Source organism: Pseudomonas sp. CDFA 610, assembly GCF_021147865.1.
In the GTDB taxonomy this organism is placed as follows: Bacteria; Pseudomonadota; Gammaproteobacteria; order Pseudomonadales; family Pseudomonadaceae; genus Aquipseudomonas; species Aquipseudomonas alliivorans.
Map to the genome: position 1 here is coordinate 166,375 of NZ_JAGTPM010000010.1, position 17,200 is coordinate 183,574.

Here is a 17,200-nt window from a genome sequence, read left to right on the forward strand (position 1 = left end):
GGTCTCCTGCATGGCTCCTTGATCATCCGGCGATATCGCGCAGTGCGACTTCACTCAGGATGCGTTCCAGCACCTGCTCGATGGACAATTCGGTGGAATCCAGCTGTATGGCGTCGTGCGCCGGCTTGAGCGGGGCTACCGCTCGCTGGGTGTCACGCTCGTCGCGTGCACTTATCTCATCTAGCAGACTCGACAGACTAACATCATCGCCCTTGGCCTTCAACTGCAAGTAACGACGGCGGGCACGCTCCTCGGCACTGGCAGTGAGGAATATCTTCAACGGGGCGTCCGGAAATACCACGGTGCCCATGTCGCGGCCGTCCGCCACAAGGCCCGGCTCTTCCTGAAAGGCACGCTGACGCTGCAACAGCGCATCACGCACCGCCGGCAGCGAAGCCACTTGCGACGCGCCGCTGCCGATCTGCTCATTGCGAATGGCATGCGTGACGTCCTCGCCTTCGAGAACGATGCGCTGACTCTGGCCGTTCGCCGAGGTCTCGAACTGCACATCCAGGTGGGCAGCCAGCAGCTTGAGCGCCTCCTCGTTGGTCAGATCGACGCCGTGATTGCGCGCAGCGAATGCCAGCAGACGATAAAGGGCGCCCGAATCGAGCAGGCACCAGCCCAGTTTTCCCGCCAGCAATCCGGCCACAGTGCCCTTGCCGGAACCGCTGGGTCCGTCGATGGTTATAACAGGTGCTTTGATCTTCACTTTGTGTCCTCTTGCGCTACATGCATACCGACTTGAGCGCATAGCGCCAGAAAATCGGGAAACGATGGAGCGACATTCGCGCAATCATGAATATGTACAGGCCCCGAGGCCCGCAATGCAGCCACACTGAAGGCCATGGCGATGCGCTGATCGTCGCGCACATCGACCTCGCCACCGCCGATGGCTCCGCCTTCGATGAGCAGGCCGTCAGGCGCGAGTTCAACCTCGATGCCCAGTACACTCAATCCTTCTGCAACCACCCGCACGACCTCGAGTTCATCACCCTGCAACGCCTGCGCGCTGCGCAGAATGGTACGCCCTTCCGCGCAGGCTGCGGCAATGCACAGCACAGGAAATTCGTCGAGCGCCAGCGGGACGAGCGCTTCAGGAATATCAGCCCCCCTCAGTCGGGCGGAGCGCACATGCACATCCGCGAGGGTTTCACCAGCCTGCTCACGGACATCGTGCAACACGATATCGGCACCAAGCAGGCGCAGGATGTCGATCATGCCGATGCACGTATCGTCCATGCTGACGCCTGCGAGCACCAGATCAACACCTTCGTGAATGGATGCTGCCACCATGAACAGCGCTGCCGAAGCAGCGTCAACCGGACCTTCGATACGGTGACTTGCCGCACCCACTGCAGCACCCTGCACACCGGTGACCTCGGACGAACGGGCTTCCCCGCGGGCGCGAAGTGTCAGAATCCGGCCGAAATGTTCACGGGCCGCACGGGCGCGCGTGAACACGCTCAGCAATTGATGACCGTCTCCGGCATCAACAGCATCGCGAAGAACATCCAGGTCGGCGCGAAAGGTGTCCAGCGTGCGCAGCACGGCGTCACGGTTGGCCAGAAAAATGTCGTGCCACATGACCGGATCGCTACCCGCGATACGGGTGAAATCCCGAAAACCGCCAGCGGCATACCTGAATATTTCGAGGTTTTCATTTCGTTTGGCCAACGAATCCACCAGACCGAAGGCCAACAGGTGCGGCAAATGACTGGTCGCCGCCAGCACTTCGTCATGACGCTCGACCTGCATATGTTCGACATCGGCACCGAGCGCCGACCACAGACGATCGATAAGCGCAACCGCGCCGGCGTCAGTCTCGGCCAACGGTGTCAGAATCACTTTGTGTCGGCGAAACAAACCGGCATTGGAAGCCTCGACACCACTCTGCTCGGAGCCTGCAATCGGGTGCCCCGGCACGAAGCGCGATGGCATGCGGCCAAACGCCTGACGCGCCGCACGCACGACATTGCCCTTGGCGCTGCCGACATCGGTCAATACAGCGTTACCCAGATCCAGAGACGCCAGCAACGCCAGCAGTTTTTCCATCGCCAGAATGGGCACTGCGAGCTGGATGACATCGGCACCGCAGCAAGCGGCTGCAAGACTCTCTTCGCACCGATCCACGACACCCAGCTCCACAGCCAGCCTGCGCGATTGCGGGTCCAGATCGACGCCAACCACTTCCCGACAAAGACCGCTTTCACGAACACCCTTGGCGAACGAGCCACCGATCAGTCCCAGACCGACCACGACCAGACGACCGATGACCGGACCGGTCGCTTGCTCTGACATGACTTCAACCACGTGCAACTACCTGAAAGCCCGAGCGACTTTCACGACGCTCCAGGGCGATAAAGAGATGAATCATGTAACGCCCCTTCAAAGAACCGCTTTCGGGTAGGAACCCAGCACCTTCAAGGCAACGGCTTCATGACTGATCTGCTCAAGCACCGCCTTGACCAGCGGATCCTGGTGATGCCCGACGAAATCGATGAAGAACACGTAGGTCCACTTACCGCTGCGTGACGGGCGGGTTTCGATACGCGTGAGGTCCAGGCCGTTCTGGTGGAACGGCACCAGCAATTCATGCAGCGCACCTGGCTTGTTGCTCATCGATACGATGATCGAGGTTTTGTCGTCTCCGGTCGGAGGTACTTCCTGATTGCCGATGATCAGAAAACGTGTGGAGTTGTCCGGACGGTCTTCAATCTTTTCAGCCAGCCGCGTCAGACCATACAGGCCCGCCGCCATATCGCCGGCAATGGCCGCTGAATTCCACTCACCCTTCACCCGCTTGGCTGCTTCGGCGTTGCTGGCAACAGCGACGCGCTCCACGTTCGGGTAGTGGGCGTCCAGCCATTTGCGGCACTGGGCCAGTGACTGGGCATGGGAGTAAATGCGCGAGATGCTTTCGGTCTTGGTGCTTTCGCCGACCAGCAGATGGTGGTGGATGCGCAACTCGACTTCACCACAGATGACCATGTCGTGCTCGAGAAAGCTGTCCAGTGTGTGATTGACCGCGCCTTCGGTGGAGTTTTCCACCGGCACGACGCCGAAGTTCACGGCCCCGGCAACCACTTCACGAAACACTTCATCAATAGCCGCCATGGGCAGACTGATCACGGCATGACCGAAGTGCTTCATGGCCGCGGCCTGGGTGAACGTGCCCTCCGGCCCCAGGTAGGCCACCTTCAGGGGCTGCTCGAGCGCCAGGCAGGAAGACATGATTTCGCGAAACAGACGCGCCATTTCTTCATTGCTCAACGGGCCACGGTTGCGCTCCATGACACGCTTGAGGACTGCCGCTTCACGCTCGGGGCGATAGAACACCGGCGCCTCGCCTTCCGCCAGGGAAGACATCTTGACCCGGGCGACTTCCTGCGCACAGCGGGCACGCTCGCTTATCAGCTCCAGAACCTTTTCGTCGAGGCTGTCTATACGGACGCGCAGCGCCTTGAGTTCCTGTTCGGACATCAGCCGTGCTCCTTCTCGAAGTCTTTCATGTAGGACACCAGTGCGTTGATCGCATTGATGTCCACTGCGTTATAGATGGACGCGCGCATACCGCCAACTGAACGGTGCCCTTTGAGATTGAGCAGTCCCGCAGCGTCAGCACCCGCCAGGAACGGTTTGTCCAGACGATCATCCGCCAGACGGAAAGGCACGTTCATCCACGAGCGATCCGGCTTGTTGATCGGGTTGCTGTACAGCTCGCTGGCATCGATGAAGTCGTACAGCGTGCGCTGCTTGATGTCATTGAGCTTGCCGATTGCCTCGACGCCACCCTGCTCCTTGAGCCACTCGAAGACCAGACCCGACAGATACCAGGCCAGCGTCGGCGGGGTGTTGTACATCGAGCCGTTGTCAGCCGCGACCTTGTAGTTGAGCATGGTCGGGCACAGCGAGCGCGCACGGCCCAACAGGTCCTCGCGGATGATCACCACCACGATGCCGCTCGGACCGATGTTTTTCTGGGCACCGGCGTAGATCATGCCGAAACGCGAGATATCCACCGGACGCGACAGAATGTCCGAAGACATGTCAGCCACCAGTGGCACATCACCGGTTTCGGGAATCCAGTTGAATTCCAGACCACCAATGGTTTCGTTCGGCGCGTAGTGAACGTAGGCAGCGTCCTTGGACAGCTTCCATTCATTCTGGCCGGGAATAGCAAAATAATCGTAGGGCTTTGCGCTGGCCGCGACGTTGACAGTGCCGTAACGCGAGGCTTCCTCGATCGCTTTCTGCGACCAGATGCCAGTATCGATGTAATCGGCCTTGCCATTCTCGGGCAGCAGGTTCAGCGCGATCTGCGCAAATTGCTGGCTGGCGCCGCCCTGCAGGAACAGCACTTTGTAATTGGAGGGAATGGCCAGCAGGTCACGCAGATCCTGTTCGGCCTTGGTGGCGATGGAAACGAACTCATCGCTGCGATGGCTCATTTCCATGACCGACAGACCTTTGCCGTGCCAGTCCAGGAGTTCGGCCTGGGCACGCAGCAGAACAGCTTCAGGAAGCGCAGCAGGACCTGCGCAGAAGTTAAAGGCTCGCTTGCTCATATCCACTCTCGTCAAATACGTTTGGGTCTGTACGCACTTTCCCCGCACGCGCCGGGCAGAGACGAAACCGCAGCTTCGGTCTCCGCCAGCGTTGGCAGGCATTCCGATTCGCCCGTAGAGCTGGCCGAATGGCGCAAGGGCTGGACTTGCCTGAAATGCACATGCACTTACAGACGAGCCAGCCCTCAACGGTATTACTTACTTCACTGCTCAGCCTTGCGAGTCATCGTCATCCGATGCGGCATCCACCTGCACGTCTTCACCGACATCGCCCGGCTCAGACACGTCGGCGACCAGAGCATCAACGCCCTCTTCGCCTTCAAGCAGTTCTTCGCCTTCGACTTCCGATGGCTCCTGAACACGCTCCAGACCGACCAGTTTCTCGTCGCTGGCCAGCTTGATAAGGGTGACGCCCTGAGTGTTACGACCCAGGCTCGACACTTCGCCGACACGAGTACGAACCAGTGTGCCCTGGTCGGAAATCAGCATGATTTCCTCACCGTCGAGCACCTGAACCGCGCCGACCAGACGACCGTTACGCTCGTTGCTGACCATGGCGATTACGCCCTGACCGCCACGCTTGTACTCAGGGAACTCGGAGATCGCCGTGCGCTTGCCGTAACCACGCTCGGAGGCAGTCAGGATCTGGCTGCCCTCTTCAGGGATCAGCATGGAGATCAGTTTCTGACCTTCCGGCAGACGCATGCCGCGCACACCGCGGGCCGTACGGCCCATGGCGCGAACGTCGGACTCCTTGAAGCGCGTGACCTTGCCGCCATCGGAGAACAGCATGATTTCCTGCTCACCATCGGTAATGGCGGCGGAGATCAAGATATCGCCTTCGTCCAGCTCAAGTGCAATCAGGCCGGAGCTGCGCTGACGGCTGAACGCCACCAGCGGGGTTTTCTTGACCGTGCCGTTGGCGGTAGACATGAAGATGAACGGTGCCTTCTTCTTGTCAGCAGCCTTGACGCGCGCCTTGCGCTCTTCTTCGGTCTCGTTGCTGTTTTCCGCATCGTCGACCAGATCGCCTTCAAGCGCTTCGCCTTCTTCGTCAGCCCGCTTGCGCATGGCCTCCAGATCGACCGGCAGCATGGTGGTGATGTACTCGCCATCGCTCAGCGGCAGCAGGTTGACCAGCGGACGACCACGGGCGGCGCGGGACGCTTCCGGAATTTCGTAGGTCTTGAGCCAGTAGACCTTGCCCTTGCTGGAGAACATCAACAGCGTGGTGTGGCTGTTGGCAACCAGCAAGTGAGCGATGTAATCCTCATCCTTGATGCCAGTCGCCGACTTGCCCTTGCCGCCACGGCGCTGTGCCTGATAGACCGCCAGAGGCTGGGTCTTGGCATAGCCACCGTGGGAAATGGTCACGACACGCTCTTCTTCGGTGATCAGGTCACCCAGGGTCAGGTCCAGACGCGCATCGAGAATTTCGGTGCGACGGGCATCGCCGTATTCGGAGCGAATCAGTTCCAACTCTTCGCGGATCACTTCCATCAGGCGCGTGGCGCTGTTCAGAATGCGGATCAGCTCGCCGATCTGGTTCAGGATTTCCTGATACTCACCCAGCAGTTTTTCGTGTTCCAGACCCGTCAGACGGTGCAGACGCAGTTCCAGAATGGCCTGTGCCTGCTCCGGCGACAGGAAGTACTTGCCTTCGCGCAGACCATATTGAGGATCGAGGTTTTCCGGGCGGCACGAATCGGCACCGGCACGCTCGACCATCTCGACCACGGCACTCGATTCCCAAGGCGTGCTGATCAGCGCTTCCTTGGCTTCGGCAGGGGTCGGTGACGCCTTGATCAGGGCGATGACCGGATCGATGTTGGACAGCGCAACCGCCTGACCTTCAAGGATATGGCCGCGCTCACGGGCCTTGCGCAGTTCGAATACGGTACGGCGGGTGACGACTTCGCGACGGTGACGAACGAAGGCTTCCAGCAGGTCCTTGAGGTTCAGGATCCGCGGACGGCCGTCGATCAGCGCAACGATGTTGATGCCGAACACGCTCTGCAACTGAGTCTGGGCGTAGAGGTTGTTGAGGATGACCTCAGGCACTTCGCCACGACGCAGCTCGATGACCACGCGCATGCCGTCCTTGTCGGACTCGTCGCGCAGCTCGGTGATGCCTTCAAGCTTCTTCTCTTTGACCAGCTCGGCGATCTTCTCGATCAGACGCGCCTTGTTCAACTGGTACGGCAGTTCGGTAATGACGATCTGCTGACGTCCGCCGACCTTGTCGATGTCTTCGACGATCGAGCGGGCGCGCATATAGATGCGGCCACGGCCGGTGCGATAGGCTTCGATGATGCCGGCACGACCGTTGATGATCGCCGCCGTCGGGAAGTCCGGGCCCGGGATGTACTGCATCAATTCGTCGACCGTCAACTCGGGGTTGTCGATCAGTGCCAGGCAACCGTCGATGACTTCACCGAGGTTGTGCGGCGGAATGTTGGTCGCCATGCCTACAGCGATACCGCTGGAGCCGTTGACCAGCAGGTTGGGAATACGTGTCGGCATGACCGCAGGGATCATTTCGGTGCCGTCGTAGTTCGGAACCCAGTCCACGGTTTCCTTGTGCAGGTCGGCCAGCAGCTCGTGAGCCAGCTTGGTCATGCGCACTTCGGTGTATCGCATCGCAGCGGCATTGTCGCCGTCGACCGAACCGAAGTTGCCCTGGCCGTCAACCAGCAGGTAACGCAGCGAGAACGGCTGAGCCATACGGACGATGGTGTCGTAGACAGCCGTGTCGCCGTGCGGGTGGTACTTACCGATCACGTCACCAACCACACGGGCGGATTTCTTGTACGGCTTGTTCCAGTCGTTGCCCAGTTCGCTCATTGCGAACAGCACACGGCGGTGCACGGGCTTCAAGCCATCGCGCGCATCCGGCAGAGCTCGACCGACGATCACGCTCATTGCGTAGTCGAGGTAGGACTGTTTCAGCTCGTCTTCGATATTGACCGGGAGGATTTCTTTGGCCAGTTCGCCCATGAGAAGCCTGATTCCTTTTTCTGGTGAAACCTCGCAAACCCATTCGGGGTAAACGAAGCTCGCCGCTGCCAGCATGTGCCGGGCAACGACTTACGACAAATCAATGAGTTAAGACTTGGTTCTGCACAGTGCGGGAGGCTACGAATAGCGTCCCCGGAAACCGTCGGATGTTACCACAATCGCCGAGGCGCTCACATCCTTTGCAAGCGCTGAAAACGAGCCACATCCACGCAGGACGGCTGAGAGACGCTTACAGGCCCGTTCAGCCGCCCCGTGCCCGAGGCGATCATGAGGAGATGAAATTTCAATGAAGATGTTTGCGGCTCATCAACTGGGCCATTCTGGCGGTATCGGGACGCTCGACAATGCCCTTTTCGGTCACGATCGCATCGATCAGGTCCGCAGGCGTCACATCGAAGACCGGATTGAAGGCATCGACGTCGGCACCGACCCGCTGCCCGCCCACTTCCAGCAGCTCGCGCCCGTCGCGCTCTTCGATGATGATGTCTTCGCCACTGGCCATGTCCATGTCGATGGTCGAACTCGGCGCAACCACCATGAAGCGCACGCCGTGATGCATGGCGGCGACCGCCAGTTGATACGTACCGATCTTGTTCGCCACATCACCGTTGGCCGTAATGCGGTCGGCACCGACGATGACCCAGGTGATGCCTTTGGTGCGCATCAGGTGCGCAGCAGCGGAGTCGGCGTTCAGGGTCACGGGAATGCCTTCGTTGGCCAGTTCCCAGGCGGTCAGCCGGGAGCCTTGCAGCCAGGGACGGGTTTCGTCGGCGTAGACGCGCTCGATCATGCCTTCCAGGTGCGCAGCGCGGATCACGCCCAGTGCCGTACCGAATCCGCCAGTGGCCAGAGCGCCCGTGTTGCAGTGGGTCAGCACGGTCTGCAGATTGCCCTGATGCTTGCGGATCAGGTCGGCACCGAGTTGCGCCATGGTCAGGTTGGCTTCGCGGTCGCTCAGGTGAATGGCCACAGCTTCAGCTTCCAGAATCACCAGCGGATCATCGGTCGCCTTCAGACGCTGCAAGCGATCACGCATGCGGTTCAACGCCCAGAACAGGTTGACCGCCGTAGGGCGCGAATCGGCAAGCAGCGCAAAATCTTCTTCCAGCGCCGTGCGCCAGTCGCCACCGGCCGCCACCCGGGCACGCGCGCCGAGTACCACGCCGTAGGCAGCACTGATGCCGATGGCCGGCGCACCGCGCACGACCATCAAGCGAATGGCCTCAGCCACGCCTGCAGCACTGGTGTAGGCGTGCCAGGTTTCCTCGAACGGCAGCACCCGCTGATCCAGCAGGTACAGAGCGTCGTCCCGCCAATCGATGGCCTTTACTTTCTCCGCAGCCAACAGTCGATCGCGCATCGCCCACTCCATCTTGAAATCCAAAGCCAGAATCAAAAGCGGCTGATTATAGCGAGCCGCCCGCCAAGACGCTCGGGTATACTTCGCCATCACCGTAATAAGCTCTGGAAGCCCTGTCATGCCGAACGCCACAGCCCCGCTCGACCTTCTGCTCCTGCCCACCTGGCTGGTACCGGTCGAGCCCGCAGGCGTGGTCCTCAGGGAACATGGCATCGGCATCCGTGATGGCCTGATCGTTTACATAGGCCCGAAAGCCGAGGCACTGAAGCAGGATGCTGCGCAGATCCGGGAACTGCCCGGCATGCTGCTCAGCCCTGGCCTGATCAACGCCCACGGACATGCTGCGATGACATTGTTTCGCGGCCTGGCGGACGATCTGCCGCTGATGACCTGGCTGCAGGACCATATCTGGCCTGCCGAAGGCAAATGGGTCGATGAGGATTTCGTGCGTGACGGCACGGACCTGGCCATTGCCGAGCAGCTCAAGGGCGGCATCACCTGTTTCTCGGACATGTATTTCTATCCCAAGGTGGCCGCCGACCGCGTGCATGTCAGCGGCATGCGCGCCCAGATCACGGTGCCGGTGCTGGACTTTCCCATTCCCGGTGCCCGCAACACCGAAGAAGCCCTGCACGCAGGGATCGAGCTGTTCAACGATCTGGCTCATCACCCGCGCATCCGCATTGCCTTCGGCCCGCACGCACCCTACACCGTGGGTGATGAAAATCTGGAGAAAGTTCGGGTCATTGCCGACGAACTCGACGCCACCATCCAGATGCATGTCCACGAGACGGCGTTCGAAGTCGAGCAGGCCGTGAAGCAGCATCAGGAGCGACCACTGGCACGCCTCAACCGTCTGGGCCTGCTCGGCCCGCGTTTCCAGGCTGTGCACATGACCCAGATCAGCGATGACGATCTGGCCCTGCTGGTCGAGAGCAATACCCATATCATTCACTGCCCCGAATCCAACCTGAAACTGGCCAGCGGTTTCTGCCCGGTCGAGCGCCTGTGGCAGGCGGGTGTCAACGTGGCCGTGGGCACTGACGGCGCTGCCAGCAATAACGACCTGGATCTGCTGGGAGAAACCCGCACCGCCGCCCTGCTCGCCAAGGCCGTTGCCGGTTCGGCGACGGCGCTCGACGCGCACCGTGCGCTGCGTATGGCCACGCTCAACGGCGCACGAGCGCTCGGCATCCAGGCCGATACCGGCTCGCTGGAATTGGGCAAGGCTGCCGACATGGTCGCGTTCGATCTGTCCGGCCTGGCGCAGCAACCGATCTACGATCCGGTCTCCCAACTTATATATGCCACCGGCCGCGATTGCGTGAGCCATGTCTGGGTCGCTGGCAAGCAATTGCTCGACGACCGCCGCCTGACCCGGATGGACGAACAGGCCCTGCGCGATACAGCCATCGCCTGGGGTCACCGCATTTCCGGGCAGACATCCGCGCAAGGCGAAGAAACGCGCTGACCGATCAAACCGAACAGATGACTGTCTGGTTATCTATAGCCAGACAGATGAAACCGAATTTTGAGTTCAAGAGGGATATCCCATGAGCAACGTCGACCGCGCAGAAATCGCCAAATTCGAGGCCCTGGCCCATCGCTGGTGGGACCGTGAAAGCGAATTCAAGCCGCTGCACGATATCAATCCGCTACGTGTGAACTGGATCGACGAGCGCGTCAATCTGGCCGGCAAGAAGGTCCTCGACGTCGGCTGCGGCGGCGGCATCCTCAGTGAAGCCATGGCGCTGCGGGGCGCAACGGTGACCGGCATCGACATGGGCGAAGCGCCATTGGCCGTTGCCCAGTTGCACCAACTGGAATCGGGTGTGAGCGTCGAGTATCGGCAGATCACCGCTGAAGACATGGCCGAGGAAATGCCCGAGCAGTTCGACGTGGTGACCTGCCTGGAAATGCTGGAGCACGTGCCTGACCCTTCGTCGGTGATCCGCGCCTGCTACCGCATGGTCAAGCCCGGCGGCCAGGTATTCTTCTCGACCATCAACCGCAACCCGAAGGCCTACCTGTTCGCCGTGGTCGGTGCCGAGTACATTCTCGGCCTGCTGCCGCGCGGCACCCATGACTTCAAGAAATTCATCCGCCCGTCCGAGCTGGGCGCCTGGAGCCGCGAAGCCGGCCTGCAGGTCAAGGACATCATCGGCCTGACCTACAACCCGCTGACCAAGCACTACAAGCTGGCCTCGGATGTCGATGTCAACTACATGATCCAGACCCTGCGGGAGGCTTGAGGCATGCGTTTGAGAGCGGTTTTATTCGACATGGACGGCACGCTCCTCGATACGGCGCCGGACTTCATCGCCATTGCCCAGGCGATGCTGGCTGACCGCGGCTTCCCTGCGGTGTCGGACAAGCTGATTCGCGACGAAATATCAGGCGGTGCCAAAGCCATGGTCGCAGCGACTTTCGCGATGTCGCCGAACGAGCCGGAATTCGAAGCCCTGCGCCTGGAGTTCCTCGAGCGCTATCAGCGCGACTGCGCCGTGCACAGCAAGCTGTTTGACGGCATGGCCGAACTGTTGACCGACATCGAGAAAGCCGGACTGATCTGGGGCGTTGTCACCAACAAGCCGGTGCGCTTCGCCGAGCCGATCATGCAACAGCTTGGTCTGGCCGAACGCTCGGCACTGTTGATATGCCCGGATCACGTGACGCACAGCAAGCCTCACCCGGAGCCGCTGATCCTGGCGTGCAGGATGCTCGACCTGGACCCGGCCAGCGTCCTGTTCGTCGGCGATGACCTGCGCGACATCGAATCCGGTCGCGATGCGGGAACACGGACCGCAGCCGTGCGCTACGGTTATATCCACCCTAACGATAATCCCGATCACTGGGGCGCCGACGTCGTGGTCGATCACCCGCTGGAACTGCGCAAGGTGCTGGATAACGCCCTGTGCAGTTGCTGAGCCACAGACAATCGTTCGAGGTCTTTCATGTTTGATTATTCCGCTCGCCCGGACCTGCTCAAGGACCGGGTGATTCTGGTGACCGGTGCCGGTCGGGGCATTGGTGCTGCCGCTGCAAAAACCTATGCCGCCCACGGCGCAACCGTCCTGCTGCTGGGCAGGACCGAAGCCAGCCTCACCGCCATCTATGACGAGATCGAAGCCGCCGGACAGCCTCAGCCGGTGGTAATCCCGTTTGACCTGGAAACCGCTTTGCCCCAGCAGTACGACGAACTGGCAACAATGATCGAGACAGAGTTCGGCCACCTGGACGGCCTGCTGCACAACGCCTCGATCATCGGTCCACGCACCCCGCTTGAGCAGCTTTCCAGTGAGGAGTTCGTACGGGTCATGCATGTCAACGTCAATGCCACGTTCATGCTGACTCAAGCCTTGCTGCCGTTGCTGAAACGCTCCGAAGATGCGTCGATTGCATTCACCTCCAGCAGCGTGGGACGCAAGGGCCGCGCGCACTGGGGTGCTTATGGGGTATCGAAATTTGCCACCGAAGGCCTGATGCAGACGCTGGCGGACGAGCTGGAAGGTGTCACGTCAGTCCGCGCCAACAGCATCAACCCTGGCGCAACCCGCACTGGCATGCGTGCCCAGGCCTATCCGGCCGAAAACCCGCTGAACAACCCTGCACCGCAAGACATCATGCCGGTGTATCTGTACCTGATGGGACCTGACAGCAAGGGCATCAATGGCCAGGCGCTGAATGCCCAATAACATTCCGGACCGCGCTTGATCGAATGGAAGCGTTTTTACCGGATGCAGCGTGCCGGCGTCAGCGCCGGCTCAGCGCCTGCTGAAGTGCCTGAAAAATGACATTTCCGGCGATTCGTCTCCCAGGATCAGTGACTTGCAGCGCTTTAAAGCAGCGTCAAAAAAAACGCCGACCCCAAAGTTCGTCACTGAGAAAAAATTATCTAACTCATTGATTATTTTAATCTCCCGCCGTTAATGAACCGAATGGCACGACTTTCGCTCTAACCCTGCCAAGCCAGCAACGTGCTGAGGAGCGAACCAATGAGTTCTCCTACCCGGACCCATGCAATCGATTTCGATACCGCCAGGCTGCAATGCCTCGGTTTTCGCAATCGTCCAAACGCCGAACTGCCGCCTGTCACGCTGGATGAACTGGTCAAACAACTGGGGCTGCAATTGCAGACCAGCCTGGAAGCCGAAAGAATACTGACGCTGTTCTTTCAGGGTGTTCAAAGGCTCATCCCCTTGGAAGGTCTCGTCTATCGCCACGCAAAGAGCGATCTGCAACTGCGCCTGGGTGAAACCGCACTTCACGCTACCGACTTCCATCTGCGTCATGACGGCGAAGACATCGGGCAACTCGAGTTGCAGACTGCTCAAGTGATCGATGACGCCCGGTTGCATGATCTGGAAACCCTGCTGGCCTGCCTTCTGTATCCACTACTCAACGCATTGCTTTATCGCATCGCCACGCAGAGTGCGCTACGCGATGCCCTGACCAGTACCGGCAATCGCGTAGCGATGGACCAGAGTCTGGCCCGGGAGGTGGACATATCACGTCGCCACAAGCAGCCGTTATCGGTGTTGATGGTGGACATTGATCACTTCAAGAAAGTGAACGATGGTTACGGCCATTACACCGGCGATCAGGTGCTCAAAAGCATTGCACTGACCCTCAAGGGACAATTGCGCAACATAGACCGGATCTTTCGCTATGGCGGAGAAGAGTTCGTGGTGATTCTGGCCAATACCGACGGCGTCAGCGCCGGACTGGTGGGCGAGCGCCTGCGACAGGCTGTGCGGGAATTACGTTTCAAGGATGCGCCAGCCCTGACGATGACGGTAAGCCTGGGCTGCTCAACGCTGCTGTCAGCGGAAACCGCTGACAGCCTGCTGCGCAGGGCGGACGACGCGCTCTACGCAGCGAAGCGCGAAGGCCGTAACCGGCTGGCCATGGCCTGCTGAGGTATCAGGCCCCTCGCTTGCGATGGGCCGGTCAGGCCTGCTCGGCCATGGCGCGCTCACGCGTCGGCTTGACCTTTTCAAGCTGCATACAGCGTTCCAGGAAGAGATACATGTAGTCGTAGCTCTTGGTGGTGGCTTGACGCAACTCGTTCTGCAACTGCACACCGGGATTATTGCCCACCAGCGTGCAGATGATTTCCAGTGCCTCCCAAGGGTGCGCGTCATCGTACTGCGCATGCATCTTGAGCCATTTCATGGCTTTTTTGCGGGTCTCGTCAGGGAACGCCTCGGCGTAAGCGCCGGTGGAACAGACCACAGCCGACCACTCCCCCGTCGCCCCTTCGATTGCGTAGTTGGTCGCAGCCATCGCGACGGCCAGAGAATCCGAAGAACTGGTCTGCCAGCACCAGTGGCTAAGCGCGTGTAATTCGGGTGAAACCTGCTGGGCATGCAAATCATCCAGCGATACGTCATGCGCAGCACACCAGTTCACCCAGTAATCGGCATGGTTGAGTTCTACGCGGATGTTACGCATCAGCCAGCGACGCGCCATGTCTTCACCCGGATGGCGACCGAAACGGGTCTTGGTCAGGTTCTTGGCCATGTAAACGGCAAACTGCTCGACCACGGGCCAGCCGCCAATCAGGTAATGACGCATGATTCGGGGACTGAGCGTTGCATCACGCATTTTCTGATAAAGCTCGTGCTCGACCACACGCGCCTTGGCGGCACTGCAGTCTTTGATCAACTTCTGCGCCCATGCCGGATAACTACTGGCTTCCATGAGCGGACCGGTTCTATTGAAAGTGTCGATCACTGTGTAGCTCCTTGTCGTGACTTATACGGTTTAACTGAACGTTCCCGGCGAGTGGAACATGACAGGGTCGGGTCGTACGGGATGGGTATAAAGACTTTCACAGGTCAACAACTCAGGACGCCCGATCAAATACCCCTGAGCAAAATCCACGCCTATTTCCTCCAGCGCGGCTTCAATCTGCGGTGTTTCCACAAACTCTGCAATCGTGCGCTTGCCCATGACATGACCGATATTATTGATAACCTCGACCATGGCTCGATTGATCGGGTTGTCGAGCATGTCCCTGACGAAACTTCCGTCGATTTTCAGAAAATCGACCGGCAAGTGTTTGAGGTAGGCAAACGACGACATGCCCGAGCAGAAATCATCCAGTGAAAACAGACAACCGAGCGACTTCAATTCATTGATGAAGCGAATGGCGCTTCCAAGATCGGCAATGGCACTGGTCTCGGTGATTTCAAAACAGATCATTTCGGGAGCCACTCCGAACAGTCTGAATTGCGATTTCAAATAGTCGAGGAATGCATCGTCACCGATACTCGATCCGGACAGATTGATCGCACACATGGCCTGTGGCGCCTGATGCCGTTGATCGTTGTGGCACCTGGCTATGACCTGAAAAACGTTGTGGACGACCCACCGATCAAGTGTAGTCATCAATCCATAGCGCTCGGCGGCGGGAATGAAACTGTCGGGCGCAACCATCCGTCCCGACTCATCGCGCAGGCGCAACAGAATCTCGATATGCCTGACGCCATCGCCAGGTTGTCTGATCGATGCGATTTCCTGCGCAAACAGACAAAAGCGATTTTCATCCATCGCAATGTGCAGTCTCTGGATCCACGCCATCTCGCCGGACCGTATCGACAGCGCAGCGTCGTCGGAACGGTACACTTGAACCCGGTTGCGCCCTTTCTCCTTGGCCATGTAGCACGCCATGTCGGCGGCACAGAGCGAAGCTTCCAGCGTTACAGGGGCGTCACCCAGGTGCACAAGACCAATACTGACGGTGGTCACGAACGGTCGGCCCTTCCACATGAAATGCAGGTTCTGCACGATCTGGCGCAGGTTTTCGGCGATCTCGTGAGCCCTGTTTACGGAACAGTCGGCCAGCAGTACCCCGAACTCGTCTCCGCCCAGCCGCGCCAGTGTGTCGCCATCGCGCAGGCCCTGCGGCAGCGCCTTGCAGATATGACGCAGCAACTCGTCGCCCGCAGCGTGCCCGCTGGTGTCGTTGACCAGTTTGAACTGATCGAGGTCCAGGAACATCAGGCAATGGCTGCCGGACTCAGACTGGGCAACGTTAAGGACCTGTTGCAGGCGGTACTCGAACTCACCGCGGTTGACCAGTCCGGTCAACGCGTCATGGGCCGCCTGCCACGACAGGTTGGCGATGTACTGCCGCTCCTGCGTCATATCGTGCAGGACCAGCACTGCGCCACTGACCGAGCCATCCGTGTAGATTGGCGAACCGACCAGCGCCACGGACACCGTACTGCCGTCGAGCCTTTGAATGAGCTTGCTGTTGGCGCTTCCGCCCTTCAGCTTGCCGTCAAGGATGTGCTCGATCAGCGTCGAGCTGTCACGCTGATCGTTTTCGTCCAGCAGGTTGAACAGCGCCGCCAGCGGCAATCCGTTGGCCTGTGCGTTTTTCCAGTGCGTCAGCCCTTCAGCGGCCGGGTTCATGTAGATGATCGCGCCCTTGACGTCGGTGGTGATCACACCGTCGCCAATCGACTCCAGCGTGATCTGCGCCCGCTCGCGCTCCAGTTGCAAGGCATCGGCGAACAGCCGTCGCTGGGCGATGAGTTTGCGAACGCGCCAGAACGCCAGCAGGATCAAAACGAACGCCGTGACCAGATTGATCACCACCAACAGCTTGAGAATGAATCGCGAGCCTTCCCCCAATGCGTCGCTGAACGCCTTGGCAGCCGGTGCCACGCCCTCGTTGATCGCCTTGATCCGGGTGCGCCATTGCTCGACCTCACCTGGTGTGACGCCCCCTGCGCGGACCCGGTCGTGAATCTCTCCGGCCAGCGTGTCAAGCTGCATCAGATAGCTGTCACCGACCGCCCAGTGCTCAATGGCGGTTTTCATGAAGCTGAAATGGCGGAAATTGAGGTACATCCAGATGATGCCGGCTGCATCGTCCGGGTGATTGCCGCCCTGGAGAATCCCTGCCTTGGCATCGGAGAGCGACGGAACGGGTCTGTTCAATGCTTCGCGCAAGGCATGCCCGCCTTGCGGAACCGCAAAGGCTTCCTGGTACTTCAGATAGTCACTTTCCTCATGCCAGTTGGCATAAAGACCGAGGTAATGAATGGCGTCCTTCTGGCCCTTTGACCAGAGGCTTTCGCCTACCACATAGCTGCGCACCGCAGACATCGTATAGAGGCTGACACACCCCAACAGCGCCTGAAACAACGCCACCGCAATGAAGGGCCAGACGATGCCTGTCAGGCGAGGCTTGGGAAAGGTCCATGTCTGCTTCATGGGTTCGCGTCACCACAGGCCTGAA

General features: G+C 59.8%; 13 protein-coding genes and 1 pseudogene. 5 read left to right on the top strand and 9 right to left on the bottom strand.

Going from position 1 to position 17,200, the window contains the following annotated elements:
• Positions 1-22: 22 nt before the first annotated feature.
• From cmk to mtnA, 7 genes and pseudogenes are all read right to left on the bottom strand, one after another.
• The gene (gene cmk / locus KDX39_RS19745) at positions 23-712 is read right to left on the bottom strand and encodes a (d)CMP kinase (protein WP_099229210.1); all 690 of its coding nucleotides are present in this window, start codon (positions 710-712) and stop codon (positions 23-25) included.
• Complete coding sequence (locus KDX39_RS19750) at positions 709-1,758, bottom strand: prephenate dehydrogenase dimerization domain-containing protein (protein ID WP_442964564.1); 1,050 nt, start codon at positions 1,756-1,758, stop codon at positions 709-711. Before KDX39_RS19750 ends, cmk begins: the two co-directional genes overlap by 4 nt.
• Before the next feature lie 18 nt (positions 1,759-1,776).
• Positions 1,777-2,301 (bottom strand): annotated as a pseudogene (locus tag KDX39_RS26690) (prephenate dehydrogenase/arogenate dehydrogenase family protein); the annotation flags it as partial.
• A gap of 87 nt (positions 2,302-2,388) precedes the next feature.
• Entirely contained in the window at positions 2,389-3,483 is a 1,095-nt protein-coding gene (pheA, locus tag KDX39_RS19755) for a prephenate dehydratase (RefSeq protein ID WP_099229212.1), read from the bottom strand.
• Positions 3,483-4,568, bottom strand: coding sequence for a 3-phosphoserine/phosphohydroxythreonine transaminase (serC, locus tag KDX39_RS19760; RefSeq protein WP_231661523.1), 1,086 nt, complete (start codon positions 4,566-4,568; stop codon positions 3,483-3,485). The genes pheA and serC overlap by 1 nt, the downstream gene beginning before the upstream one ends.
• Positions 4,569-4,778: 210 nt before the next feature.
• Positions 4,779-7,565 (bottom strand): DNA gyrase subunit A, encoded by a 2,787-nt coding sequence (gene gyrA, locus KDX39_RS19765; RefSeq protein ID WP_184320476.1) that lies wholly within the window; start codon positions 7,563-7,565, stop codon positions 4,779-4,781.
• Between the two features lie 304 nt (positions 7,566-7,869).
• The gene (mtnA, locus tag KDX39_RS19770; RefSeq protein WP_231661524.1) at positions 7,870-8,946 is read right to left on the bottom strand and encodes an S-methyl-5-thioribose-1-phosphate isomerase; all 1,077 of its coding nucleotides are present in this window, start codon (positions 8,944-8,946) and stop codon (positions 7,870-7,872) included.
• Positions 8,947-9,064: 118 nt separating this feature from the next.
• Here mtnA and KDX39_RS19775 point away from each other — a divergent pair, with 118 nt between their 5' ends.
• The 5 genes from KDX39_RS19775 (at position 9,065) to KDX39_RS19795 (ending at position 13,865) form a co-directional block, all read left to right on the top strand.
• The gene (locus KDX39_RS19775; protein WP_231661525.1) at positions 9,065-10,417 is read left to right on the top strand and encodes a TRZ/ATZ family hydrolase; all 1,353 of its coding nucleotides are present in this window, start codon (positions 9,065-9,067) and stop codon (positions 10,415-10,417) included.
• An 82-nt stretch (positions 10,418-10,499) separates the two neighbouring features.
• Positions 10,500-11,198, top strand: coding sequence for a bifunctional 2-polyprenyl-6-hydroxyphenol methylase/3-demethylubiquinol 3-O-methyltransferase UbiG (gene ubiG, locus KDX39_RS19780; protein ID WP_099229217.1), 699 nt, complete (start codon positions 10,500-10,502; stop codon positions 11,196-11,198).
• Positions 11,199-11,201: 3 nt separating this feature from the next.
• Entirely contained in the window at positions 11,202-11,873 is a 672-nt protein-coding gene (gene mupP, locus KDX39_RS19785) for an N-acetylmuramic acid 6-phosphate phosphatase MupP (RefSeq protein WP_184320490.1), read from the top strand.
• A gap of 27 nt (positions 11,874-11,900) precedes the next feature.
• Entirely contained in the window at positions 11,901-12,641 is a 741-nt protein-coding gene (locus KDX39_RS19790) for a YciK family oxidoreductase (RefSeq protein WP_231661526.1), read from the top strand.
• 300 nt (positions 12,642-12,941) lie between these two features.
• Positions 12,942-13,865: a GGDEF domain-containing protein gene (locus tag KDX39_RS19795; RefSeq protein ID WP_231661527.1), complete on the top strand. Its 924-nt coding sequence runs from the start codon at positions 12,942-12,944 to the stop codon at positions 13,863-13,865.
• A 31-nt stretch (positions 13,866-13,896) separates the two neighbouring features.
• Here KDX39_RS19795 and KDX39_RS19800 read toward each other — a convergent pair whose 3' ends face one another.
• Both KDX39_RS19800 and KDX39_RS19805 read right to left on the bottom strand, forming a co-directional pair.
• Positions 13,897-14,682, bottom strand: a complete 786-nt coding sequence (locus KDX39_RS19800) for a TenA family transcriptional regulator (RefSeq protein ID WP_099229221.1) — start codon at positions 14,680-14,682, stop codon at positions 13,897-13,899.
• Positions 14,683-14,712: 30 nt separating this feature from the next.
• Entirely contained in the window at positions 14,713-17,175 is a 2,463-nt protein-coding gene (locus KDX39_RS19805) for an EAL domain-containing protein (RefSeq protein ID WP_231661528.1), read from the bottom strand.
• Between the last annotated feature and the right edge of the window lie 25 nt (positions 17,176-17,200).